Annotated in this window: 17 protein-coding genes and 1 pseudogene; 3 read left to right on the top strand and 15 right to left on the bottom strand. The window is 47.3% G+C overall.

Going from position 1 to position 24,256, the window contains the following annotated elements:
• Positions 1-326 precede the first annotated feature (326 nt).
• Entirely contained in the window at positions 327-1,760 is a 1,434-nt protein-coding gene (locus ABH897_RS22655; RefSeq protein WP_404592736.1) for a hypothetical protein, read from the top strand.
• Positions 1,761-1,966: 206 nt separating this feature from the next.
• Here the strand turns inward: ABH897_RS22655 and ABH897_RS22650 are convergent, their stop codons facing one another.
• Entirely contained in the window at positions 1,967-2,995 is a 1,029-nt protein-coding gene (locus tag ABH897_RS22650) for a WXG100 family type VII secretion target (protein WP_283654769.1), read from the bottom strand.
• Positions 2,996-3,193: 198 nt separating this feature from the next.
• On the opposite strand from ABH897_RS22650, the gene ABH897_RS22645 reads away from it, so the two are divergent.
• Both ABH897_RS22645 and ABH897_RS22640 read left to right on the top strand, forming a co-directional pair.
• A complete protein-coding gene (locus ABH897_RS22645) occupies positions 3,194-3,973 on the top strand; it encodes a Cof-type HAD-IIB family hydrolase (protein ID WP_283654768.1) in 780 nt (259 codons plus the stop codon).
• A 95-nt stretch (positions 3,974-4,068) separates the two neighbouring features.
• Complete coding sequence (locus ABH897_RS22640; RefSeq protein WP_283656202.1) at positions 4,069-4,857, top strand: formate/nitrite transporter family protein; 789 nt, start codon at positions 4,069-4,071, stop codon at positions 4,855-4,857.
• A gap of 89 nt (positions 4,858-4,946) precedes the next feature.
• Here the strand turns inward: ABH897_RS22640 and ABH897_RS22635 are convergent, their stop codons facing one another.
• From ABH897_RS22635 to ABH897_RS22570, 14 genes and pseudogenes are all read right to left on the bottom strand, one after another.
• Positions 4,947-5,192 (bottom strand): HPr family phosphocarrier protein, encoded by a 246-nt coding sequence (locus tag ABH897_RS22635; protein WP_283654767.1) that lies wholly within the window; start codon positions 5,190-5,192, stop codon positions 4,947-4,949.
• A gap of 92 nt (positions 5,193-5,284) precedes the next feature.
• Entirely contained in the window at positions 5,285-6,154 is an 870-nt protein-coding gene (locus ABH897_RS22630; protein ID WP_404580845.1) for a DL-endopeptidase inhibitor IseA family protein, read from the bottom strand.
• A gap of 122 nt (positions 6,155-6,276) precedes the next feature.
• The gene (locus ABH897_RS22625) at positions 6,277-6,510 is read right to left on the bottom strand and encodes a hypothetical protein (RefSeq protein WP_404592735.1); all 234 of its coding nucleotides are present in this window, start codon (positions 6,508-6,510) and stop codon (positions 6,277-6,279) included.
• 117 nt (positions 6,511-6,627) lie between these two features.
• Positions 6,628-7,752, bottom strand: coding sequence for a hypothetical protein (locus tag ABH897_RS22620; protein ID WP_404521085.1), 1,125 nt, complete (start codon positions 7,750-7,752; stop codon positions 6,628-6,630).
• A 12-nt stretch (positions 7,753-7,764) separates the two neighbouring features.
• The gene (locus ABH897_RS22615; RefSeq protein ID WP_404592734.1) at positions 7,765-8,310 is read right to left on the bottom strand and encodes a LemA family protein; all 546 of its coding nucleotides are present in this window, start codon (positions 8,308-8,310) and stop codon (positions 7,765-7,767) included.
• A 207-nt stretch (positions 8,311-8,517) separates the two neighbouring features.
• A complete protein-coding gene (locus tag ABH897_RS22610) occupies positions 8,518-10,383 on the bottom strand; it encodes a rhamnogalacturonan lyase (protein WP_404592733.1) in 1,866 nt (621 codons plus the stop codon).
• A gap of 157 nt (positions 10,384-10,540) precedes the next feature.
• Positions 10,541-11,098 carry an SLOG family protein gene (locus ABH897_RS22605; RefSeq protein ID WP_404592741.1) on the bottom strand — a complete coding sequence of 186 codons (558 nt, stop codon included), beginning with the start codon at positions 11,096-11,098 and terminating at the stop codon, positions 10,541-10,543.
• A 363-nt stretch (positions 11,099-11,461) separates the two neighbouring features.
• The gene (locus ABH897_RS22600) at positions 11,462-11,800 is read right to left on the bottom strand and encodes an iron-sulfur cluster biosynthesis family protein (protein ID WP_283654763.1); all 339 of its coding nucleotides are present in this window, start codon (positions 11,798-11,800) and stop codon (positions 11,462-11,464) included.
• 170 nt (positions 11,801-11,970) lie between these two features.
• On the bottom strand, positions 11,971-12,483 hold the full coding sequence (locus ABH897_RS22595) for a GrpB family protein (protein ID WP_283654762.1): 513 nt from the start codon (positions 12,481-12,483) through the stop codon (positions 11,971-11,973).
• A 190-nt stretch (positions 12,484-12,673) separates the two neighbouring features.
• Positions 12,674-12,883, bottom strand: a pseudogene (locus ABH897_RS22590) (transposase); the annotation flags it as partial.
• A 323-nt stretch (positions 12,884-13,206) separates the two neighbouring features.
• The gene (locus tag ABH897_RS22585) at positions 13,207-14,724 is read right to left on the bottom strand and encodes a glycoside hydrolase family 30 protein (protein WP_283654761.1); all 1,518 of its coding nucleotides are present in this window, start codon (positions 14,722-14,724) and stop codon (positions 13,207-13,209) included.
• Between the two features lie 127 nt (positions 14,725-14,851).
• Positions 14,852-17,581 carry a glycoside hydrolase family 3 C-terminal domain-containing protein gene (locus ABH897_RS22580; protein WP_349361916.1) on the bottom strand — a complete coding sequence of 910 codons (2,730 nt, stop codon included), beginning with the start codon at positions 17,579-17,581 and terminating at the stop codon, positions 14,852-14,854.
• 526 nt (positions 17,582-18,107) lie between these two features.
• Positions 18,108-19,091 carry a Gfo/Idh/MocA family protein gene (locus ABH897_RS22575; protein WP_044646598.1) on the bottom strand — a complete coding sequence of 328 codons (984 nt, stop codon included), beginning with the start codon at positions 19,089-19,091 and terminating at the stop codon, positions 18,108-18,110.
• 179 nt (positions 19,092-19,270) lie between these two features.
• Positions 19,271-24,241 (bottom strand): DUF4132 domain-containing protein, encoded by a 4,971-nt coding sequence (locus tag ABH897_RS22570; RefSeq protein WP_404521079.1) that lies wholly within the window; start codon positions 24,239-24,241, stop codon positions 19,271-19,273.
• Positions 24,242-24,256: the final 15 nt, after the last annotated feature.

Genomic DNA, 24,256 nt, shown 5'->3' with positions numbered 1-24,256 from the left:
GTTAATTTCTCCCTTTACTATAACCTGAATTACGATCTTTTTCTACAATAATATACAAAAATACGGTAAATCCGGTCTATTTTTTGTCGGTATCCTCTCTATCTTTAGCCCTATTTTCTGCTAAAAGGCCCTCTTCCATCATCTATCATTTGGTACCCTAATTGCAAGTCCATAGATACCTCGCGGGTATGATTATATGGATTGTGGCTAAATACATTTAAGATAGATTGACAGTTTGAGAGGAACAAGCTATTATTCTATCAAATTACAAGTATTTCGCTAGGAATAATATAAAATAGTATAGCCTATTTAGGAGGAAATTTCACATGACCGCACCTTTTGCCAACCTAAGACTATCCTCTTGGAGAATGATCCCACTATCCGCCGCCCTACTCATTGCTGCCTTTTCCAGTCCTATTGATTCCTATGCCGCGCACGCGGCAGCCCCGGTCGTCCAGCAAGTAAGCATCTCCGATTCAAGCAATATTACTGATCCGGACAACCAGCTCACCTATCTAAAGGACCGTTTTAACATCCAACTATCCTCAACCCCGACAAAGGGGGAATATATCGCTGCTCTTGCCACCGTGCTGAACCTGAACAGCTCAAGTACAGCTTCTGCGGACAAAAAAACCGCCTTTACAGGCTTAAATTCAAATGACCCGTTGTATACCCAAGCGGCAGCACTGTATGCAGAAGGTATACTGGATAACACTGACGTAAAACCGTCCGTCCCCCTGTCACAAAATGACGCGATCCGTATAGCTGTAAAAGCCGCCGGATTGACTGAATTGGCTGCTACATATTCTGAGGATAAAGCGCAGGCTGTGCTGACTAAATCGGGGATTCGTACATTGGCTGGAACTGCTGAGACCCGTCTGGCGGCCTCGAAGGATCTGGCAGTCGCTGTAGATACAGGACTGCTGCCGCAAAGCGTGCTGCCCTCCTTCCAGCCGGACGAGCAAGCCGATGCGTCATTCACCACCGAGGTGCTGAGCCGTGTGCTAGCATTCCACGGCGAATACAAAAATACCATCGGTCAAGTACAGGATGACGATATTTTTGCTAAAATCCATCAGGCCTATTTTACACAGATACTCGTCCAATCCCCGGAGCTGCAAGCCCTGTTCGACGCAGGACTTCAGCAGAATCTGTTCACAGGCTACAATATCAAGGACAGCCGCTATGATGCCCATTTTGATCCGAAGCTGTCCCTCACCTATGGACACAGCAATCTCAAGCACGCGATCCAGCTGATCGGGCTGCTTCGCAGCGAGGGTATTCAAGCCAATGTACAGCTAGAGCCAAAAACTTCGGCTTTTGTATACTTGAAAGAATGGGGACAGCCTGCCCAGACCGAAGACTATAAAGTCGTACAAATCAACAACGGTAACTACATCGCCTACTCCAAGGAGTATGACTTGGCTCTCGAATTTGCGACGATCGGGCAGAAGAATCGTTTTGACACCATCATCAACCAATACGCCAAAAAGAACAGCAAAGACCAAGCCGGCCTGATCGCTCAGTCCTGGTGGCAGCCGCTCTATTACTCCCTGTCCTCCCCCGGCTCAGCCTACACGGAGATTGCGAACAACCGGGTCAGCGCGGGACGCTATTACGCCCAGTCTTTTTCGCTCACGGACAAGGCCTCCTCCATTGCCGATGGCTTACGTAAGATCAAGCCAGGTGTAGAGGTGGAAAGCTACCACTTCTGGGTGGATGCTCCCTTTTATCGTTATTTGAACGGGGAAGCTCAGTAAATATTAAGTAGCAATAAGGCGCAGCTTCCAATTCAGCGGAAGTCACTGCGCTTTTTTCTATATAAGAAACAAAAAATCTACAGACTCCTCCAGCTAGCGAGTTTTACAGTTTCCAACTGCCGCTCACCGTTCCAGAAAAAAAGACTGTAGATTGTATAGATACTCCTATTCGCGTTGCTAATGTCGTTTCAAACCCTGGACCACTTCTAGTTATAGTCCTCCCAATAGCGGTATTCCATTTCATTCTCACCTTTGGTGACGATGATCATGTTTTCGATATGTCCGGTTTCCTTGTCGGTTCGGTAGATCATGGTGCGGGTTTCGCCTTCTTCCGGTACAGAGAATAGCACCTTGTCACTGATCATGCCGCCACCGATGCCGACGACGTGCTCTCCCCAGCCGGAGGCTGCGCCGGAACTAATGCTCGAACCTGCGCCACCAACGCCAGTCCCACGCGACAAAATAAGGCCTATGCCATACCCGGTGACGGTCTGGGCCGTTTTACCCAGAGCGTGCTCTCCGGCCGATTGGGTATGCTCTTGGACCCAGTAATCGTATTTGTCGTTATTTTGCTCGTAGCTTACAATATTTCCTTTTTTATCTATAGAAATATCCGTTTTCGTGCCATCCTTACCTGTCAGCTCGGTGACGGCGACGAGAGAATCGGATGTGATCTTGGACGTTTCTCCTGTATTGTAATCTGTGCGGGTAACCGAATCCTCATATTGCAGCCGCAGGACGTTCATCTGGTCGTGGATTTTCTGCATGACCTGCTTGTCTCCAATCGCCTCGGCATCTTTCAGGAGTTTCTCATATTGCTGGTATTTATCGGCGTCAGCCTGATCCCAATCATCTATGTTTTTGGGCGACTTGGAGGCATCCCCAGCATGGTTTCCAGCTACTCCACCGCTCTCCAGCGCTGCACTAGCGCTCATAGCCGCCGCCAGCGCGGTCCAGAAGCCACGCGGATTGTCATCCGCATTTCTAAACTTCGAAGCGATGCTTTTCAGCTCAATTTCAATGGATTGAACCTTGTTTAACACGGAAGAAAGCGTATATTTAGCCGTCCGATAGTCGTTATAAAAACGATTTCTCTCCATACCGTCCCACTGGCTGTGAAGGTTGTTCATAGTGTTATCCAGGCCGTTTAACTGGTTATTCAGTGTTCCGTGGGCATTGGCAAATTGGGAGGCCACGCTATCCAACTGCTCCGGTGTGACTTGGATTTTCGTCATGATGATCACATCCCGTCTATGAAAATAGGAGATAGGCATTATATTTTACAGTAATCCTTATTTCATATTGTAAGCTATAGAAGTCAGACATTCATGAGGATTTATACGTATTTGTGTATTCAGAAGCAGTTCCTTTGATATAATGAATCCATATGAGTTAATTTCGACAATACATTATTGAAAGTCAGGTGTAAGAACATGTCAGACAAAAAAATTATCTTTTTCGATATCGACGGTACATTACTGGACGATGACAAAAAAATGCCACTAACGGCTGAAAAGGCTGTCTTTGCTTTGAAAGAGCAAGGGCATGAGGTAGCCATTGCCACAGGACGCGCGCCTTTTATGTTCAAGGAAATCCGTGAGCAGCTGGAAATTGATTCTTACGTCAGCTTTAATGGGCAATATGTCGTGCTTCGGGGAGAAGTGGTTGCTACCAATCCGTTGAACAGAGAAGCTTTGCAAGCGATGACTGATCTGGCCCTCACACATAATCATGCGATCGTATATATGGATCATGCCAATATGAAGGCTAATATTCCTAACGATGAGCTTGTAGAAAAATCGCTTCAAACGTTCAAGGCCAAGCTTTCGGTTGGATACGATCCGCTTTATTTCCAGGGAAGAGATATTTATCAGACGCTGTTGATGTGTACGGTAGAAGAAGAACCCTTCTATGAAGCGGTATTCAAAGCTTTTGACTTTGTACGCTGGCATCCGAGTTCTGTGGACGTTGTTCCTCACGCTGGCTCCAAAGCAATAGGCATCCGCGAAATTACGTCCAGACTGGGCATTGCCGATGAAAATCAATACGCTTTTGGCGACGGTTTGAACGATGTGGAAATGCTGACGGCTGTACATAATAGTGTCGCAATGGGTAACGGTTGTGATGAAGCCAAAGCCGCAGCTAAAATGGTCACGAAACGCGCAGATGAAGACGGCATTTTGTACGGGCTGCAAAAGCTTGGTTTGTTATAAGCTAACAGGATTGCTGACTGACTGGGCAATGTTTAGGGAAAAATAAGGTCTGTTTAAAGACTTACATCCGAGAAAATAGGAGGTTGTCGTTGGATATGGAGACGGAAGGCTTACGCAATGTCGAACAGCTAGCCATGAAGAAGTACAAAATTTACAAGCAAAGCCTGCTCCGGTATTTGGCTCGTTCCATGCTGGCGAGTATGTTCATCGGGTTCGGCGTTATTGTGGCCTTCAAGACGGGCAACTTTTTTTACATGGAGCATTCTCCATTCACTTATCCTATGGCAGCGCTCACGTTCGGGGCGGCCATCATTCTGATCGCTTACGGCGGCGGGGATTTGTTTACAGGCAACACCTTTTATTACACCTATGCTGCGCTCCGTAAAAAGCTCCGCTGGGGACAGGTGCTTCGGCTGTGGGCTGCCAGCTATGGCGGTAATTTGCTGGGTGCCGGGGTGTTCGCACTCCTTATTTTCTTAACTGGGCTGTTTGAGTCCTCCAATGTGAACAGTTTTTTGCTGAACGTGGTGGAGCATAAGATGGAAGCGCCCGCAATGCAGCTGTTCTTCCGAGCTATTTTGTGTAACTGGCTGGTCTGCCTTGCCTTTTTTGTTCCGATGTTTATGAAGGAAAATGGCGCGAAGATGTTTGCGATGATGCTGTTCGTGTTCTGCTTTTTCATTTCGGGATATGAGCATAGTGTGGCTAATATGTGTACTTTCGCCATTGCGCTCGTGCTGGACCATCCGGGTACGGTCTCTGTTGCTGGTGTGATCCATAACCTCGTTCCGGTTACGCTCGGGAATCTGGTTGGCGGTGTGCTGCTGATGGGTGTGATGTACTATTCGGTGAATCTCCCGTTTTTGGACGAGGAGGAGCATTAAAAAAGAAGCCGTGGAATCTAAGCATTCCACGGCTTCTTTGCATTATTTTTAGTTAGAGCATGCAGCGTCTACAGGTGTTCACTTGTCTGTTATCTTTCTTGAGCAGGAAAATGAATAAATTCCTCCAGCTCCTTAAACAGCTTTTTGGGATTGACGGTGTCGGGCACCACCAGAGTCAGCGGTTCATCCAGCTTTAGCACATACATGCCCAAAATGGATTTGGCATCTGCCATGCCGCTTTTGCCATGAATCCAAATATCATAGGTATAATTCGAAACGATTTGATTGATTTTTTCAATATCCTTAACGTCTTTTACCTTGATGGGTGTCATCATTGCACAGCACTCCCCTGCCTTGAATTGGGACTTACGAAACAAGCCTCAACCTCACTTTACCCCGTTTGAGAATAACGTTGCAAAATCTTAATTTAGAAAATGATATGCGGCGCGGAGCTGATTTTCCAGTAGCTGCCGACCTTTTCAAAATTCACGGTGATTTTCTCGTTCGCCTGCTTGGTTCCTGCCGGATAAGGCACGGTCAGCAGATAGCTGCGCTTAACCGGGGTCATCGTCACCATTTTCGCTGTAGCCCGGTTGAACTCCAGCAGGTTACCACCATCTGCGTCCAGCTGAGCTAGTTTTCCGTTAATTTCAACGAAAAATTTTCCAACAAATTGCTCACTGGCCTGCTTGGTGTAGGCCTGCGTCAGATAGCTGGTCAGCTTGGTCTTTGTGCCGATATCCTCGGACAGGTAGCGGTAGCTTTTGCCGTTCCACTGGAACGATTCGCCCACCGAGCTGCCACCGCTGATCGCGTACAGATAACGTGACTGCGCCTCCAGCACGAGCGGAATGGCGCTCTCATGATTCAGCTTATCCAGCTGCGTTGGCTTCACGCTGGCAGCCGCGGCTGCTGCTGGCGCCGAAGTGGACGGCTGCTGCGGCTTCGACGGCTTGGCAGTCGACGGTACGGACGGAGCAGCCGCTGGCGTTACTGAAGCAGGGCGCGGTGCTGGCGCAGACGGAGCTGCTGGTGTAGCGGCTTTGGCGGAATCGGCGGCTGTGGCCGGGGCCGATGTAGCTGGAACCGACGGCGCTTGTGCCGGGGCCGGCGTCGTAACCGACGCAGATACTGCTGGTGCTGGCACCTGGGCTGGGGCGGCGGCGGCCGGACTGGCAACGCCCGGCTGCGTCGCTTCCGCTGGAGCGGTCACGACGGGCGCGGCGGCGGCGGCCTGCGCGACGCTCATAAGTGCGGCTGCGATGCACAGCGCGGATAGCTTCGTATTTATTTTCATACCTGTTTTCATCATTCTATGCACCTCCATAATCATATACCTGCATAAACTGCACACGTTTCTATTATAAGAATCCCCTGCCACAATTGGGTTGCTAAATTGTTTCTATTTGCCTTTATTGTTCATTCTGCACGAAGTTTGTCCGTATTTGTCGGGCACGGTTCATTTGACTGCTTCACCTGCTTTGCCTCCACCTCTTTCAGGGATCGTGACAGTTGCTTAACAGATCGGTCAAGCTGCTCCAATCTGCGGCTGAGGGTGACAAGAATGTATTTTAACAGAATCAGACTTAATGCAACAGGGAATCCGACATTGGTTACGAGCGCAATCATACCTTCGGTCGTTAGAGAAGTCACATATCCCGCCTCCTTTTTCATACGTATATTTCACTAATAAGAACTAATGTTCCCTTTTCTATGAAAATCATACGTTGCTCTCTTCTGAAAAAGAAGGCTGCAAAGGTGATGCCACATCTAGCCTGTAACTCCCTGCTCCCGAAGCTGTCGTTCTCTTTTTTGCTCCATAACATTCTGGCAGTATAAGCCCACCAGCATCAGATTAAGAGCGCATATGGAAACCCATCCTCCCAAGCTAATATCAATCTGCAAATAATCAAAATCGGAAAAAGACTTGCGCACAAAGCGGGCTGCCACCAAGTTTCCTACCTTCTTGACAATGGGTACAAAATCGGTGATCTGGTGTACACTCATCATGTAATCACGGACCTCTATTTTTAGCAGTTCCACTTCACTCCACGAAAACGGGTAGACCCATAGCAGTTCATTGTTTTCGTTGGTAGAGAAGGCTACGACAAAATCGTTTTTGTTCCCGCCTTCCCATTTGTCCTGAAGCGCGAAGCCATAGTCCTGAGTTTTATTCAAGCCCACATTAACAAAAATCAAATTGACCTGCTTCCATGACTTCGTTTTTCCCGGTTTTTCCGGGTTGGGTACAGGCTTGTTCAGTTCAGTGTTCATGCTCGCCAACATACGTAATGCCTTTGCTTTGTTAGGAACTTGACCGATAATACGGTTAACATCGATATAATCAAGCACAGCCTTGGGGTATTCCGGCAGGTCTGAGTATTGCTCCACATCTATATCTTTATGTCTGAAAATGGAATAGGAAGCCTGTACTTTGTTCAGATAATGATGCGTCGAAGCACTCGGTGTGCCATAGGGCCAGAACCATTTCAGTGTTGCGGTATTGTTGGGCCAGCTATCCCCAAACGTGCTGCCATCAGGCGCACGATACACGCGAATCCATCCGTCATCTGTGGTATAAATGGAGTTTTCCGCTTTATGATGCTCCCAGTAGCCGCTATGTCTCGTACACTTCTCTTTACCATTACTGTCTTTACTACAGCTTTTTCTAGGCGGATGCCACTCATCCCATTCCTCCTTATGGTGCCAATCTGTGACTTTGCCGGACCACACCTCGGTATCCCATGTCTCTATTCGGAAATCAATATAGATGGTCACAGCCGTCAATACAGCACTGAAAATAGCAGTCCAAATGATCGTTTTCCAGCGGGTCCCGGTCAGTAGCTTCACTGGAATCAACCCCACGAATATAATCAGAGGGATAAACCAATACATAAAATGATCCCCCTATTTCAGACGGATTTCATCCGCTTTCTTCTTGGTAAAAGCATCTTCGGTTTGGTCTGAAGTTACGATATATTGGGACATATCATATGTTTTCATATTAGTCAGGGAAGCCATAATAAAATGTACCTTGATATACGTGTTATATTCCCGAACGATATCCATCATTTGCTTCTGGTTGTTATCAAACTGTTGGCGACTAGCAGCAATTTCACGCTGTAGATCCGTATAAACAGATGTAGCCAAACGGGGATTTTGTTCATGCACCGCCTGATACAGCAAATTCGTATTATTATATCGTCCGGTAATCATCCCGGTATATACCTCTTTGACCTGTCCAGCCTGTAAATCCGTGACCTGCGTCATTTCCTTAAATTTCTTCCACATATTATCGTAGTTGGACTGGTTCGATAGATATTGAGCCTCAATTCTTCCTTCCAGCTTCACAGCCGTATTCCGGTGACTCCAGATCGAACCTACCGTAATCACGCAAAATAAAATAATGACGCCCATAAATATAGCAAAACCAATCAACACTTTTTTCCCCATTCGTCATGCGCTCCTTCTATTGTTGTCATTCATAGAAAATGTGTGTTACTTTGTATTTTATCGGTAGATTCCTGCGGGAATATGAATAACACACCTTATCCGATCTACTAAATAATGCCATGACAAAAAGAGCTCCGCTCAACCCGGGGCCCTTTCGTTTTTTGGTTCATTCACTGTTTCATTTCGACCTCCAAACCGCCCTGTAAATCAAGGGGTGTATATATTTGGCTGCGCGGGCTTGGACATCCCTTCTCCCAGATAAAACCCAGTGTGTGGCGGCTGATTGTAGGCCACGTTCTGCCACGCTATACTCAGACGATACAACGGATTATGCATAAGTGTATAAAAACGATACTCTGACTCATACGGTGTTGTGTAGATTCGTAGTGCAGAATTATCGCTTTTGCGCCAAATCACCTCCTCGCGCCAGTCGCCGAACAGATCGGCCTGCAAGGACGGTGTTCCTTTCGTTCCGTTATTGGAGGTGGTGCCTGTAGCCGTAAGCAAATTGGAAGTGGTCGAGTTGGTATAGTTCCACTTGTCGATTTTACCAGCGCTTGACGAGGTATGATCCAGCAGTTCACGCAGCAGGTCGCCATCCCACCAAATTCCAAAGTTAATGGAGGACGGTAGCGTATTCGTAATAAGCTCTCCTTTAGCCGAACGCACACCGATCCCCGGCGCCCACTGCTCGTTTCCTTTTGTACGGGGATCAATGTCTGCCGACATGCCTCTCCCGGTATCCTTGCCTGTATTTACGCCCCATAAAATGCTTCCATTACGCGGATCATACATAGCAGCGCCATAAGTCGCATTTTTGTCCTCGTTTACCTTAAACACTTCATAGCCTGAACGGTCCGGGTCCAAATCTCCAACATGAAGCGCATCCCCGTGTCCCATGCCCGTGTTAGCCAGCTTCGCTCCGTTATCGTCCACCACCAGCGAACCGTACACAATTTCATCCTTATCGTCTCCATCCACATCCGCCACACTCAAGCTATGGTTGCCCTGTCCGGCGGTTCCAGCATTGGTCGAACTGTTGCTATCAAAGGTCCAACGTCGATTCAAGTTACCATTACGCCAATCGTACGCGACCAGAACCGTTCGGGTGTAATACCCCCGTGCCATGACTATGCTCGGCCGTACGCCATCCAGATAAGCAACCCCGGCGAGAAAACGGTCCACCCGGTTGCCATAATTATCTCCCCAGCTGGATACCGTTCCCCGTGGCGGCACATAGTCAATCGTGCTAAGTGCTTTGCCCGTATCGCCCGAGAACACGGTCAGAAATTCAGGCCCATCCAAAATATAACCACGGGCATTGCGATAATCCGCCGAGGCGTTGCCAATGGTCACCCCTGTGCCATCTTTAGTGCCGTCTGCTGTTTTGCATACGATTTCCGCTTTGCCGTCTCCGTCAAAATCATAAACGAGAAATTGCGTGTAGTGCGCTCCAGCCCGAATGTTCCGGCCCAGGTCGATTTGCCATTTGCGTGTTCCATCCAGCTTGTAGCCGTCCAGAAATACATTTCCCGTGTAGCCGGATTGCGAATTGTCCTTGGCATTGGAAGGGTCCCATTTTAACACAATCTCATACTCGCCATCCCCATCCAGATCACCTACACTGGCGTCATTGGCATTGTACGTGTAGCTCACATTATCCGGGGTTGTACCGCCCGCAGGCTGCTGGATGGGAACATCCAGATAGTTGTTGCTCCAAACCTTCACTGCCTGAGAAGCAGCCTGTTCTGCTCCATTCACAACGGCACGAACCGTGTACGAGGAGGAAGTCGTACCTGCCTTGTCCAAAAAGTTGGTTTTCGACGTAATCGGCGCATCATTGACCTTGCTTGTCCCTCTATACAGATTGAAGCTGACCGAATCCGCTTCCGTGCCCAACAAACGCCAGCTCACCAGCACGCCCTCCGGCACCTTTACCGCAACGGCTCCACGGTTCAGCTTTTCCATTTGCCTCGCAGAAGCAGCAAAGACCTGGCTATCCATCGGGGTGACTGTTCCATACAAAATAATACCGAGACAGAGCAACGCGGTATACCGAAATCTTTTTTTCATCTGAATCCTTAACTCCTTTCATGGTTTGTTTTTTCAATAAATTTATTTTATCCGACTGATAAATTATTGTTGTTTAAATTTTATGATAGCGCTTACATAAAAGTAAAGGGACGCATTCATCCTTTTTGTTCAAAAATCCGAGCTAATGCTTTAAAAATCAGAGGTCCATGAATAATCGTTCTTCATCCGCTATGCTTTGGATATCCTCTGAGCTGATGCTGATATATTGATAGCCTTCTGCCTGTTGTTTTTTTAATGCCATTTCTTTCATAAAACGTGGGCTGCCCTCCCCGGCATCCTCGTCATAAACGAGCAATAAACCATCGGTTTTGCGGAAAAGCAGTTCATCCCGTGCCTTGAGCTGCCATATTCCCTGATAAGGCTGGCGGCTGACAATTCCCACATAGTCAACTCCCTCACAAATCTGCTGAAAATACTCCTTTTTATCCTCCTTCCACTTTTCCTCCATATTTTGATAGGCCGCCATAATCGAGCATTTTAAGTGAGGATACTGCTGCTTCAGTGAAATTGCCACTTCACAGGCCCACAGATCCACCCCGTACTGACCGGGGGTAATAATCCACTCCAGTCCTTCTTCAATCAGGGGAATGAGCCTGCCTGTGATCGCCTTTTTGATATATGGAATGCCTTCGTGCTTTTGGTTGAAAATATTCAATTCATGGGCGCGGTAGCCCGAAACGAGCAAGTTTTTCATCATCTCAACGTCCTTCTCGAATGGTCATAATGGTTATTGTACCACTTGCAAGGAGGCCACTACATAACTTAATTCTTTGGAGAGCTGAGTGAATATGTCCAAAAAGACGAACTTCGCTCCATGTTTGCTGGATGAGGTTCGTCTTTTTGGATTCGCTACTGGTTTCGTGTTCGTGCTTCTTTATGAATAATGCGTTTGGTAAATTTGTTCTCCTGATATTCTTGAAATTGGGCAAGATTATTCTTTTCCATTAAAAACCGCTCTCTATTTGGGTATTATTCCCAACTTATTAAAAAGGGATTTCATACTCGCAATAGTCGTCACCGTTTACATTACATACTTCCCCTAGCCACCCAGCACTCTTCAAGTAGACGATTTGACACGCACATCTTTCATTCTAATGTTGCTGCTGAATAGGCCCGCATCGCTGCTCAATTTAAACGACGGATAATTAGGGTCTGCCTCAAGCCTCATTCTGCTGTCGAATTGCTGCTCCTGCTGCCGATCTACAAAAAAAGAATAGGGCTCGGACTGAATGACTATATCGGTAGCATCGGGTGCAGTGACCACCAAGATGACAATTACGCCGTTACATCCACAGCCCTCTGTGTCATAAAACAACTTAAATACTCCCGGTCGTGCTGAAAGCGCGCTTGCTAATCGTTCAACTGTCAATGGGTCCAACTGTAATTGTATATCCATGAGGATATTCTTCTCCTTTATACACGAATGCTTGGAACTGCCGATTCCAAAAGGGCTAAATTTAAACAATGTATATGTATACATTGTAGTTAATTTTTGTATTTTAACTTAAATATTGTTGCTATATATGCCGAGACAGAACCGCCGAAGTATAAGCGTTTCTGTTAGTCCTATTCAAAGTTTTTCTTTGCTTGTTCGAGTAAATTGTATACGAAATCGGCTTTTTCATCCGAATAAGAAAGTAATGTAGTATATCCTTTCTCTATGGATTTGAGCTTTTTTTCAGAGTAATGTTTGGCTACATCTGGATTATCTCTTAAATAATTTCTTATGAGAAGATTATTTACCCATTGCTCTCCGTTCCAAATAACGACAGCAAGATTAAAGGAATATTCTTGCCGCTTCCGAAAATATAATCTCCCCACCCCAATTTCTCCGAATCCTTCATAACCCAGTTCTATTAAATTTTTAGTGACAGAGCTGTTCAATTCAATCGTTTTTACACCAATCAGGACATCAATAATCGGTTTTGCAATCATTCCTTGTACAGATGTGCTTCCGAAATGCTGTATATCAATAACGTCTTCTCCGAAAGCCTTCAAAAGATTTGCCTTTTCGCTTTGAAATAAAGTATTCCACTTTTCATCGTAAGGAACCACACTTATAATTTCATCAATTTCCATCTAATATTTCACCCACTTTTTTGGTATATTGTAAGCCCACATCAATTGAAACAACTTTTCTAAACATCCATTAGCCAGTTTTAAATAACCGTATTGTGGTGAAATTTGGTTTTTGACACGATGCCAAAATAGGTAATTATCCAAGTAGCGAGTCGCTACACCATCAAATCGTTAGAGACTTCCCTTTATCTTGAACCATCATCCATCTATCTTGCATCCATTTCTCTGGATGGTGTGTGCCAGAAATGGGAGTACCACTTATATCGTTGAAGCTCTTCCTACAATCCTTACATAAGTAACGTTGACGTTCGCGATACGTTCCATTTCGCTTCACACGAAGACTTCCGCAATGGACACATGCTAATCCGTTCCGAAAACGAGCTTCACGAATGCCTTCATATAACTTAGTCGCTTTTTGTCTTCCTCAGACAAATCCGTAAACTGTGCGTAAAGGTCTAACCATGCTTTTGCAATGCGGAACACCGCCTATCTGAATCGTTACTATTATGTATTATAAAAAAATTTCAGATAAGTTCAATATACTTGTGTGACTGCACTCACTTTTTGAACGATTGAGTGATGGTCGGCCCCGAACCAATTCTGAACAATGCTAAAATTTTATCTTTTCGTGGTTTGAACTTTGGAGCACACACAAAAAGAGCACTCAGCCGGATAGGCTGAGCGCTCTAAATCTACTGTTAAGCATTCATAGGAATGGCGTTTTTATGAAGCCGAAGAGTTCCATTGAAAGGTAGCTGCCGATTTGGCAGGAAGCTTGCAGGTAAAGACTTTGCTTCCCTGCCGAACCTTGAAAGTCCGCTCGTCCGCTTCCGTATTAGCGGCAATCAGGACAAGGGTACCGTCGGGGTTACGGTAGGCGACCGTTTCAATACTTCCGCTGTAATGCGTGGAATCAATACGGACCGCACCCGGGCGGACAAATTTGCTGGCATGTCCAATCGCATAGTACTCCACATTTTTAGTAACGGAACCGCTCAATGGATCAATGGTAACCACACCGCGACAGTTGGTACAGCCACCATTTGTCGGGCCACCGGATGGATCAAGCGCCACGTTCCAGAACAAAACATTTTGCGACCAGTTCCGTGGTGCGCCGATGATCAGCTTGGACATATCCCAGCTCAAATTATCCCCAAAATCCGGACTCCACTGCCCCCCACTGCATTCTGTCATGTACACAGCCTTGTTCGGAAAGGCATTATGCACGTCTGTCATCGCTGTGGGCTCTCCTTTGTAGCAGTGAAAGGCCGTGCCGTGCGTATAGCTTTGAGATTGCTCATCTCCCAACACTGTATGGGCATAATCACTCCCGGTATCCCAGTTATGGTCAAAAGCAATAATCTGGGTGGACAATTTGTTCCGACTTAAGGCAGGACCCAAATATTGCTTAATAAAGTTTGCCTGCTCGGCTGCCCCCATACTCATGCTGGGATACTTGGACGTGGTGAACTCTGGCTCATTTTGAATGGAAATCGCCTGAATCGGAATGCCTTCGTTCGCATAAGCCTGAATATAACGTACAAAATAGTCAGCATATGCGGAATAGACGCGCGGATCGTTATAGTCCAAATACCAGCCATTGTACGTCTGCTCCCCATATTTCATCCAGGGCGGCGCAGTCCACGGAGTTCCCATAATCCGAAGGTCAGAATTTCTGCGTACGATTTGCTTTAGCACATCCGTCACGTCCTGATCCTTGGTAATGGAAAAGTGGTTCAGATCATAGTCCTTGCCTGATGCCACATCGTCATAGGTATAGCTGCTGGGCTGCCCTTGTTCATCCACCGAATAATCGGATGCCCCGATGGTGTGGCGAATATAGCTCAATTGAATACCGCTCGCGGTAAACAAATCGTTGAGTAACTGGTCACGCTGATCCGGAGACATGCCGTGATTCATGAGATAAGCGGATGAACCGGATACCGCTGCGCCGAACCCCTCCATCGTCTGGTAACGAATATCCGGCTTCACCTCAACCGTCAGTACGTTCGAGTTGGCTGCGCCGCCTTTAGCATTATCGTTACTCCAATGTATCGGAGCTTGCTCGGTCAGGCGATTCGCCGGGTCCGGTGACGTCAGCCACATGCTGACGCTACTTTCTGCTTTCGGCTCAGGGCTATTCCGTATAGCGATACTGACCAGAATAGCACAGACCAAAATCGCAGTTGCAGCTACGAGCAGCCAAATGTTGGAACGTCGTTGCTTTTGGGGTTTCTTCATCGTCCTCAGCCTTCCTTCTGTTTCAGCTTTCACTTGAATTCCCCCTTGCATACCTACCGCAAAAAGAGAGCCGGTGCTTGTGCCCGCGCTCTCTTGAATAAACCACTTTAAAACAATTGTAACAGGATTACTTCGATGCCTTTCCTGTAGAAGCTGCCGGAATCGTAACACTTACTGTCAGTCGTGTATCCTGAGAGGAACTGCCTACATAAATCGGCACTTCACCGGACGGCATAACCCATGCTTTGGACTTTTCATCCCAGTATGATAAAGCCTTCGGGTCCAGTTCAATGCGGACCTTCTTCTCCTGGCCCGGCTTCAGCTCGATCTTAGACCAGCCTGCCAGTTGACGGGATGGAGTTTCCACGTTTGTCGGAAGCTTCCCACTGTACACCTGCACAACCTCTGCTCCGGCAGTTTTCCCGGTGTTTTTCAATTTTAGCGAAACCTCGACGGTGCTCGTACGATTGGATTTATTTCCGCTCGCGTGCTGTTTTATTTTCAGATCGCTATAGCCAAAGGTCGTATAGGATAAGCCGTATCCGAAGGAGAATGCAGGTTGAATTCCCGATTTCTCATATCCCCGGTAGCCTACAAAAATACCGTCCGAATAGTCGCCTATTCCGTTCACACCCGGGAATTTCTCCGGTGAGGATACCGGCGTGGACTGCTCGTTAACCGGGAAGGTTACGGGCAGCTTGCCAGAAGGATTCACATCCCCGAACAGAACGCGTGCTATGGCATTCCCCTGCTCTTGACCAGCAAACCATGCTTGTACGATGGCGGGAACTTTATTCTGCCAAGTGTCCATCTGTACAGCTCTGCCGCTCATTTGCACAACAATGGTTTTCGGGTTCGCCGCGGCAACCGCACGGATCAGCCGATCCTGATTGTTTGGCAGTTCCATATCGGAACGCTCAACATAGCCTTCGCTCTCATAAGTACGTGTGACGACAATCGCTACATCCGACTTTTTCGCCAGCTTCACCGCATTGTCAATCAGCTTGTCTGACGTATCTGCCGGAGGTTCCCAGCCGAAACGAACCATTCCGCCGGAATCACGGCCATTTGTCGGATAATCGGCACGATATTCGATCCGCACCTTGTGCTTTTCACCTGCTTTGAGCGAGATGTTTTTCTTCGTGGTACCCAGCTTCGTGCCCTGATTATCCACAAATAGCTTGTCATCGAGATATAGCTTGCTTGATCCCAAACTGGTTAAAGATAATGCATAATCGCCATCCTTAGGTGCTGCAATTGCTCCCGTCCAGCGCGCCGATATCAAGCCGTTCAGTGTCGTTGGCGTATTGGGAACTTTAGGGGACTTCGCATTAAAGCCCTGATAATTATAAAATCCAAGATTCATGTTGACCTGACCATCATTACGTACAAGCTCCGGACTGCCCTCCATTTTGTTGTTCTTCCAGTATTCGCCCCGCAGTCCCTGTTCGTCATCTCCATAAGTAGCGTATCCAACGCTGATATCCTCTTTTTTGTCGGATGTGGTCAGCAATGAGGATGGCACAGCCGATGGACCCGGCATAATGTCTCCCGCAGAAATCGGGTCTGTACCTGGTGCATATTGGACGGTTACCCCTTTGCCGACACGATTGCGGATTCCCTCTAACGGACTTACAGTATACGTCGGGTTCACCAACGAGCTGCCTCCGCCTGCTACAGTGCCGCTATCTGCATCGGGACCGATAACAGCAATGGATTTGAGCTTATCCTTGGAAAGTGGCAAAGTATTATTTTTATTTTGCAGCAGCACCATGCTCTCCTCAGCCAATTGGCGGGCCGTCTTGCCATGGTCACGGGCATCAATCTGATTATTTTGAACCGGGTGATCAAACAACCCTTTGCTGAACATTTGCACCAAAATACGCCCAGCCTTCTCATCAACTGTTTTCTCACTTACCTTGCCGTTCTTGACAGCAGTCAGCAGTTGATCTCCCCATTTACCAAAAGGTGTACCCGGTGTTTCCAGGTCCAAGCCCGCATTAGCGGACTCTACCGTACTCAGGTTCGCACCGTAATCGCTCATTATGAAACCTTTGAATTGAAGCTCCTTCTTCAAGAGGTCCGTCAAGAGGGTCTTGTTCTCACAAGCAGGCTCGCCGTTAACCTTGTTAAAAGAGCACATCGCCCCTCCCAAATCAGCCTTGGCAATAACCTCCTGAAACGGACGTATGTAAATTTCATGCAGCGCACGGTCACTGACTTTGACATTCGTCGTGAAGCGCTCCGTCTCCTGATTATTCATAAGATAATGCTTGGCTGTGGCCAACACAGGATGGCTTTGTACACCTTTGACATAAGCGGTCGCCATTTGCGATTGCAGCAACGGGTCCTCACCCATAGATTCAAAGTTCCGCGATCCCCATGGAATGCGGGCAATATCCATCCCCGGTCCGAGCACGACATTATGGGTCGTATTAAAAGCCTCGTCTCCGATCAGATCACCATACTGTTTGGCAGCTTGGGTATCCCATGTTGCAGCTAACGCAATTGGAGCTGGCAGCGCAGTAGATTGCTTGTTCTGAACGTCCGGATTGGCGATACGTACACCCGCAGGGCCGTCTGCCATCGTCAACGCCGGGATGCCCAGACGCTCAATCGGATCATTGTAGAATCCATAATAATTGTTGACCTTACCAGTCACCAAATCTATTTTTTCTTCCAGCGTCATTTCCTTCAACAACAGCGTCGTTCGTTCTTCAGCCGAAAGGGACGTATTCATCCAGGGCCGGTCTGTCCGGCTTCCTGCCGCTCCTGCAATATTCATCGGTCCGATCACAACAGCCGCAATGACAGTCATCATCATCATACGAAACAACCATGTTGATTTCATTTTCACGTTTGTAATTCCTCCTTGATGTTAGGTCATGAGATGAATGCCAGTTCAACTCTCACAGGCTTGCAAAGGCTCTTGATCCTGCGAGCTCCGACAAGAATCAAAAGCCACGGGATAAGCAAGCAAGTCAGCAAAAGCCGCACTGGCTCAAGTGACATGTACAACACCCTACCGTATATTTCTGAAAATTTCATTGAAAAATTCTGGAAACCACTTCCTAGGACCATCATTTATTTTCAAAGAAAGAGAGCGTTACCAATTCAGTTAACTGATGATGTCATTACATTTTTGTCACTTTTATATGACTATTTTTTAACTAATTCAAATCACAAAAAATGATTCATATGGCCCACTCATTCCAATGCTCATATGAACATCTTTAATCTGCGACCAAAGTTGGAATTGAGCCGATTTATGAGGATTGCATTAATTCCAAACGGTGTACACAAAAAAGTCCAAAGAGCTTCAAAAGCTCTCTGGACTTTAAGTGGTTTCTTTATTCAATTCAATAATTCAATTACTCAAAAGATTACTCAAAAGGATACCGAAGCCCCCACTGTGCACGAATCTGATCCATCAGCTTCATAATGCCCAGTGATTCATCCAAAGATATCGTGGAACTTTCGAATAAGCCTTCATTCAGGCAGCGCCCCACTTCTTCTGCTTCAAAGGCATACCCTGTGGAAGCTCGGTCATCCTGAAAGGTTTGTACCTCTTCGCCGTCCACATGTAAAGTAGCCGACGTGCTATTCAGGAAAGATGGAATGTGGATATATCCCTTTGTGCCATGGATATATGCCTCATTCGTCAACCCGAGACGAACCGCCCCATTGAGCACAGCCGTACGTCCATTTCCGTAATCCAGCAGGATGGAAAACGTCTCGTCAACACCCGTTTCCCCGATATGAGCGGTACTCCATACATGCTTGGGTTCAGGACCGAACACCATCGAAGCAAAAGAAACCGGATAAATTCCCGTATCTAATAAAGCACCTCCGCCCAGATCGGGGTTCAATAAGCGTCCTTCCGGGTTCCATTCTACACGAAAACCAAATTCTGCCTTAACCAGCTTCACCTCACCAATTCGTCCCGCGTCTATCCACTCCCGCACTTGGCGAATCGGAGGCAAAAAGCGTGTCCACATCGCTTCCATCAGGAATAGCTTATGCTCACGTGCTAAGCCGATCAGTTCCTCCAGTTCCCCACTATTCACGGTGAAAGGTTTCTCACACAGGACGGCTTTTCCGGCCCGAAGAGCCGTCAGAACATTTTCTTTATGAAAAGGATGAGGAGTGCCTATGTATATAGCATCTACCTCGGGATCTTGAGCCAGTTCCTCGTAGGATCCATAAGCGCGTGCAATTTGATGCTTGGCTGCAAATTCGGTAGCGCTTTCAATGGTACGTGATCCAACAGCGTACCCTTCCCCGTTCGTAACATGCGCCAAATCCGCGGCGAATTGATCTGCAATCCATCCCGTGCCGACAATTCCCCATTTGATCTTCTTGCTCATACTTGTGTCCCTCCCTGCAATATGGTCAACGTTGACTTACACAATCCCCTTTATTCTAGCAAACCCCTGCCAGGAACAAAAGAATTATCTGACGCAAATAATGAAGCCCCGCCACACGGATCTGCATGGACAGGGCTTCACGCTACTTCAAAATGAATCTCTATATTACAGCTTCTATCCTACGCCTGAAGCTGCGTAAGAATTTGCGGGTCCTTGATTTTCTGATCCTCAGCCAGCAGTACAATTTTGGATAAAATCTCGGCTGTTCTTGGATCTTCATCCAGGAACGGCAGGAAGATGCGCCCACGATGCTGCGAATGCACCGGAATGATATGCAGCGCTCCCTTCGCCTGCTTGTAGACACCGCCGCTTCCCAAATGCACCGCATATTCACCAAGACTGCCGTCTACACGCGCATAATTCCCATCCAAACGTACATTACTGATTTTCAACAAACGCAGCGATTCCTGCACAATAACGTTGCGCATTTCAATGGTCGTAAGACTGGCTTCCGGATCAACACCGCCCACATGGGCGACACTGACGACCAAATCTACATCCCGCATGACTTCCGAGAACAGCACTGGAGGAACTTCCTCCAACGGCACACTCTTATACGTTGTCCGATCAAAGAATTGCACCGTCTCCAGTGTAGGAGCCTCGGTATCGGCTGGTGAGAACCAATCTGCCATCGCGTACAGGTTAGCAATCAGGTTTTCGGCATAATACACCTTCTGTAGTCCTTCCTCATAGCTGACCGTCCATTGGCGACCTTTCAGCAGGGCTACCGTTTTATTCGGCTGTACCTGATGTCCTGCATATCGACGGGAAACGGTGGCACTTGCACGTTCATCTGCATTCGGCAAATACAGCTCACGGAACACCTGTTTAAACGGCTGCCGAATCTGGCGGTCAAATAAATCCTTCTGGAAGTCGCTCCAGCGACCACTTTCGTACAAATGGAGCGGATGAGCGATGATCAGCTTGTCCTCTTCACCTACGGGATACTGTTGACCCGAAGGATCAGCCAACCCTGATGTATCTTCATTGAAATATCCCAAGCGATCTCCAGCCTTGAAAACTAGCGTTCGCACCAACGGAGCAAGCACAGGGTTGCCTAATAATCCCGTTAATTCCTTCATCATAAAGGCCGTGCCGGACTCCATAGAGCGTTCCAATTCCTTGCGGGCTCTACGATACTGATCTACCAGATCACCTTTAAGCTCCTTCAACGCAGCAACATACTCATCCTTCTTGAAGCGAGCCGGAATAGATTTCAGCGTCTTCCCTTTGCTGACAATCTCAATATCTGCCGTTCCTTCCTCATCAATGACAAGCTGTATCGTTGTAGCCTCTTCCAAAGCATGTGGCTCAAAATAAGACCGGAGATCCTCCAGCTTACGGGCTTCCATGTCCCACACAAGCCGGGTTACATCATCATAACCTGCGTTACGTGCCAAATTCCCAAGCGCAATTCGTGAAACCAGAGCTTCACTGGCCTTACGCTGTGCCCCAAATTTTTTGCTCTGTTCCAGAAACTTCTGGATGAAGTCATAACGTTCCCGTACATCTGGTTCAGGAGGTTTGACAAGAGGAATCAGACTGTAGGTCAGCAAATGTTCCTTGTTTCGTTTGTCTTCCACCGACTTTTTCATTTCACTCAGTTTCAGCTTACCCAGCGTCGCATCCGCAAATAACTGAGACCTGCGATGATTGGCTCCGGCCGAAATATATTTGGCACAGTCGTACAGCAGATCAAATCGTTCCTCGCCCAACGTCTCATAGGCCTCATGAAACCAGTGAATATCGAAGGCTCCATCATTAAAATCCTGCGGAGCAATCGGCGAATAATGAGCTACAATCGTTTCCTTCTCGGCGGAAAAACCTTCATTGATATGCGCATGGAAGTACCATGCAGCACTGCGAAGACCTTCCCATCCAAGATAACCTGCTACAATTTCAATCCACTGTGGAGCATACATTGCCGCCTCCAGCAGACGTTTATCCGTAATTTTAGCGTTACTCAGCTTTTCCTTCAGCAAAGCAGCATCCTCGCCATCATGCGGATAACATGCCTTGAGCAAGTGGCTGAACGATTCTTTTTTGGTGATACGATCACCGTAGCCATACACATAACCACGCACGAACGTTTCCTTGTCGAGTCCCTCCAGAATACGAATGAAATAATCCATCCCTTCAATCCGGCTCAAGCCCATCACTTTTGGGGTGGCCTCGGTAGGCAAATCGCCTCGAACCAATTCAACCTCCAGCAGTCGTTCAATAACCGTACGCCGTATTTCCAAAAATTCCGGATTGCTGGCAATCCATGTATTGCGGGCATTCGTTAAGGAACTCATATGTCTTCTGCTATCACTGCCAGCCAACAGTTCCCGATACACTTCTCCTACACCGATCAGCCCTTTTTCATATGCCTTGAAATAATCCTCCAGCTCCAGCGGTGAATAAAAGTGATTTAATACGTTTGCCAGCTCATTATAGTTTACAAAAGTATGGAAAAAGCGCTTAAAGGACTCATCATCATGTACACGCCCTTTCTCCAGCCCGATCCACGGGCTAGACAGCAGGTGCAGCATTCCCATGTCCTCAGCAGGTCTGTCCTTGGGCATAGCTTGCATCAATGTATTCAACGAGAGATCAATGGTATCAAAGGTTTCCTCGCCAGGAGTGTCCAGAAAATAAGCATTAATCAGCGTTCTTACCTGATCGTTATACGTCAGCTCTGCTATCCATTGCTGAACTTCCTTCATTCGATCTAAAGGATACATTTGTTCAGCGAAATCTTTACGCCATCCTTCCAGCAGCTTGTGCTTTCTCAGTTCTGAATAGTCTATGTTATGATTGGAGAAATAACGGTAGTAGCGATCAAGTGTTTGATCCATAGAATCCAATCGGTCATATAAAACAAGCTCTAGCAGTTCACTTGCTTCCATGTCGCTCTCCTGCAAATAACGACTCCATTCCTCGTGAAGAGGATATAAAGACAGCATGGAGACTGCTTCCTCATTAGGCTGAGCCAAGCGTACGGTACGAAAATTAGCGCCGATTAGCAGCGTTTCTTTGTAGCCCGAATAATACTCAGCAGTATATTCTACATCACGATGCTGGTGGACAAGCTCATTCAGTCCGCTCAGGAATTGCTTCATCTTCTCCAGTGAACCCACAAAAACATCACCCAACCGGAAATCACCCAGATCCGGCTGCTTTTCCAGCCAAGCCTCCTTGGCAGCAGGCTCGTACAAGCCAAAGCCGTTTGTCCCCGTATAAGCATCCTCCTGCCCCAGCTTGGACAGCAGTTGTTCCTCCTTAGCCGTCGGCTGCTGAATGATATCTGCTAAAGGCTGGATAGTTTCATACTGCTCGGCACGCTCAGGGTCTGCATAAATCTTCGTCAATATTTCAAGTCCACCCAATCGTTGCAGCTCCGCCTTTGCCCGAAGCAACCGCTCCAATGAACTATTCAAAGACTTCTCCGGTTGTGCCAGCAGTACACCAATGACACTTTGCCGCAGGGAACCCGTCTTGAGCTTCAATAGCCCCTCCATTTGCTGCATTTCCTCTTCCGCCAGCGTCAGCTTGTGCGCCTTGGCAACAGCGAACTCGCGAATGCTCATACTTTTGTCGGACAAGCTTGAGAAAATAAATTCACGTTGCACCGTATCATCCGGATTCCGCACAAATTGATTCAGCAGCTCACCGCGTAGATTAGAGCTAATCTGATCCTTTAAGGCTATGATTTCTCCAATCCAGGTCGCGTCCATATCGTAACCGACAAGATACAGCATTTTTTGAATTGGCGCATCCGAACGGTGATGAACGTTTACAAAATCCAGCACCTTGGAGGGCTCGGTAGACTCGCCTTTTTTCATCTGTGCAAACAGAGCATGAAGTCGCTCAAAATCCTTGCGTCGCTCTTCTTTATTTTCCAGTAATGGAGTACGAACCACTTTAACGATCCGATCCGCGACCGTCCCGCCTTCTACCCATTCGTAAAAATAATTATTTGTATAGTTCGTCAGTACCCAGTATTGAAGCTCCGGGTCCGTCTCATTCAGATATTCTCTGGCAATCCCCAGACGCACATCCTTGTTTTCACTGTTAGAGAGTACATAAAGCGCTACAATCTTCTGATAAGGTGCTCCCTGTTCCATGACTTGCCGAACTTGTCCATACAGTTCACGTTCCTCATGTACTGCGGTAGCCCACAAGCTCATATATACCTCATTGGCATTCGCGCTAGTCAGCCATTCCTGACGCAGCTCGCTATTCGTCAATGCTTCATACGCCTGCTCAATCAGTTGGCGAACCACCCGCTGATTAGCAGACTCCAAGCCCATGCCTGTCCATACCGCAAGCGCCCGTACCACCGAGCTGTAACGAATGAATCCCTGGTCAATAATCACCTTCAACAGATATACAAGAGCCTCCGGGGTTCCTTCATCCATTTGCTCCACGATGCTTTGTCGCAATCCCTCCTGAAGCTTGGCAGCTGTCAAAAGCTCGCCGATCATATGGTAATTCTCCTCTTGATGGCTCAAGAGCATTCCTTTAATCATGGCACGCGTAAGAAGCGCAGTCTGGTTATCGCCATAAACAATACCTTTTAGCGCCTCCAAGACCTGCGGATTACCGTTGTCCAACTCATAGGCTATCCAATCACTAATCGTCTCTTGAATCCGATAGTCATTCCCATGTTCATAATCCTTTTTCGTTAAATAATCTATAAGCGAGAAGCCGATCCAGTCCATTCGGATAAGCTGTACCATTCTTTTATAAATCCGCGAAGTATGGGATGTGATATCCGAGGTACGGAACGGTTTACGCTCATACCCTGTACTGTAAGGATACTCAGTCACATGCTCTGTTATATATGCAAACACATCCCCGGCCGTTGTTCCAATCAACTGACGCAGCACCTCTGCCAGTGGCTTGAACAGCGGCTCTCCGCTTGCTTCTGCCTGTACTTTTAATATGCGCTGGCATTCGTTAAAAAGCTCCTCATCCTCGCGTATGTAATGAATTCGACCCAGTTCCATAACATGTTGGGCCAATTCCTGTTGTTGTCCATCCAGTTGCGCCGCGCGCCCCTTCAGTTCGGTGAAATATTCCTGCTCATTTTTCTCCTGATGCATATTTCATTTCCCCCT

This window comes from Paenibacillus sp. RC73 (assembly GCF_044908085.1).
GTDB classification, from domain to species: domain Bacteria; phylum Bacillota; class Bacilli; order Paenibacillales; family Paenibacillaceae; genus Paenibacillus; species Paenibacillus terrae_A.
This window is presented reverse-complemented; position numbering and strand designations above follow the sequence as displayed.

Excerpts from the sequence above, each read along its gene's own strand:
- ABH897_RS22630 (WP_404580845.1), bottom strand. The coding sequence starts at position 6,154 with ATGAAAATAAATACGAAGCTATCCGCGCTGTGCATCGCAGCCGCACTT.
- ABH897_RS22610 (WP_404592733.1), bottom strand. The coding sequence starts at position 10,383 with ATGAAAAAAAGATTTCGGTATACCGCGTTGCTCTGTCTCGGTATTATT.
- ABH897_RS22570 (WP_404521079.1), bottom strand. The coding sequence starts at position 24,241 with ATGCATCAGGAGAAAAATGAGCAGGAATATTTCACCGAACTGAAGGGG.
- ABH897_RS22645 (WP_283654768.1), top strand. The coding sequence starts at position 3,194 with ATGTCAGACAAAAAAATTATCTTTTTCGATATCGACGGTACATTACTG.
- ABH897_RS22620 (WP_404521085.1), bottom strand. The coding sequence starts at position 7,752 with ATGTATTGGTTTATCCCTCTGATTATATTCGTGGGGTTGATTCCAGTG.
- ABH897_RS22600 (WP_283654763.1), bottom strand. The coding sequence starts at position 11,800 with ATGGATATACAATTACAGTTGGACCCATTGACAGTTGAACGATTAGCA.
- ABH897_RS22575 (WP_044646598.1), bottom strand. The coding sequence starts at position 19,091 with ATGAGCAAGAAGATCAAATGGGGAATTGTCGGCACGGGATGGATTGCA.
- ABH897_RS22605 (WP_404592741.1), bottom strand. The coding sequence starts at position 11,098 with ATGAAAAACTTGCTCGTTTCGGGCTACCGCGCCCATGAATTGAATATT.
- ABH897_RS22655 (WP_404592736.1), top strand. The coding sequence starts at position 327 with ATGACCGCACCTTTTGCCAACCTAAGACTATCCTCTTGGAGAATGATC.
- ABH897_RS22640 (WP_283656202.1), top strand. The coding sequence starts at position 4,069 with ATGGAGACGGAAGGCTTACGCAATGTCGAACAGCTAGCCATGAAGAAG.
- ABH897_RS22635 (WP_283654767.1), bottom strand. The coding sequence starts at position 5,192 with ATGATGACACCCATCAAGGTAAAAGACGTTAAGGATATTGAAAAAATC.
- ABH897_RS22585 (WP_283654761.1), bottom strand. The coding sequence starts at position 14,724 with ATGAAGAAACCCCAAAAGCAACGACGTTCCAACATTTGGCTGCTCGTA.
- ABH897_RS22595 (WP_283654762.1), bottom strand. The coding sequence starts at position 12,483 with ATGGAAATTGATGAAATTATAAGTGTGGTTCCTTACGATGAAAAGTGG.
- ABH897_RS22650 (WP_283654769.1), bottom strand. The coding sequence starts at position 2,995 with ATGACGAAAATCCAAGTCACACCGGAGCAGTTGGATAGCGTGGCCTCC.
- ABH897_RS22615 (WP_404592734.1), bottom strand. The coding sequence starts at position 8,310 with ATGGGGAAAAAAGTGTTGATTGGTTTTGCTATATTTATGGGCGTCATT.